Genomic DNA, 993 nt, shown 5'->3' with positions numbered 1-993 from the left:
TCGGGGATCTCTCGGTTCAGGGTTGGCGTTCACAACCCAAACCTAACCGGCAATCGCCGGTGACCACCGTCAGCTACACCACGCTATGGGACACGACCAAGATGCCGCTTGAGGGTTTTGAAGCGCTTCCCGTCCTCGAGGCAAATAATAGCCTCGCTCGTCACCGAACTTCGGATGGGAACAGCCGGCCTCAGGGGAGCCGGCGCTACCGTTTCGGCGGGCTTCTTCAGATTTCCCAGCGCCGCGTAAACGCTGGCGATGAGGTCCGGAAGGTCAGATGCTCTGAGACTGTTACTGCCGACATACGCCGAGACAATGTCCGCCGCCAATCCCGTCAGGCTCTCGTTAGGAACCACCAAGCCGCTTCTCCGCATTGAGCTGCGTTCACACAGGCAGCCAGATTTGCTTGGGCGAATCCGAGGCAGATGACAATGGAGTTCTACCAAAACACAGCGTTTTTAGGGGCTTTCGACATTCGACGGCCAGATGCGCACCGGATCGCGTGGCCGAGGGAACAACCACGACCTTGGAGCCGCAAGCGAACCGGTGACATCTGCGGGCGTCCTGCTGATCTGGGCTTCTTGTTCTCCAACAGGAGGCAACGTTGGCACCTCGCTGAGTGCCGACGATCTGCAGCTGTTGATGTAGCTGGCTTCGCGGATCGCCTTTGCAATAAACAGAAATTCCACCCACCCCCGCACCGAATCGGACTTGTCGGCCAAGCACCTGCACATGGTCATGCGCACGCGATAGGGCAGGTCATCGTGGGTCTTGATGCACTGTGAAACGGCTTCGCTGGCAAAGGCTGTGCTCGGCTCGATGAGCGCCAGCGCGGCAACGACAGCTGTAGCAAAACAGGCGGGCAACTTCATTGACACTGTCTAAGGCTGAAGGGTAAGCGTCGTCCTCAGGCCACATCCCTGAGAGCGGCCTGAGCCGGATATTCCCAGGGCAGCAGTTCGTCGATGCGGCTATTGGGATGGCCGTTGACGA

At 59.0% G+C, this 993-nt stretch carries 2 protein-coding genes; both read right to left on the bottom strand.

The features are described from left to right. Window positions 1-83: 83 nt before the first annotated feature. A complete protein-coding gene (locus tag ACFPN9_RS28915; protein ID WP_377817998.1) occupies window positions 84-374 on the bottom strand; it encodes a MucR family transcriptional regulator in 291 nt (96 codons plus the stop codon). Window positions 375-458: 84 nt separating this feature from the next. After that, the gene (locus ACFPN9_RS28910) at window positions 459-872 is read right to left on the bottom strand and encodes a hypothetical protein (protein WP_377817997.1); all 414 of its coding nucleotides are present in this window, start codon (window positions 870-872) and stop codon (window positions 459-461) included. Window positions 873-993: the final 121 nt, after the last annotated feature.

Source organism: Allobosea massiliensis (assembly GCF_042655245.1).
Taxonomy (GTDB): Bacteria; Pseudomonadota; Alphaproteobacteria; order Rhizobiales; family Beijerinckiaceae; genus Allobosea; species Allobosea massiliensis.
This window is presented reverse-complemented; position numbering and strand designations above follow the sequence as displayed.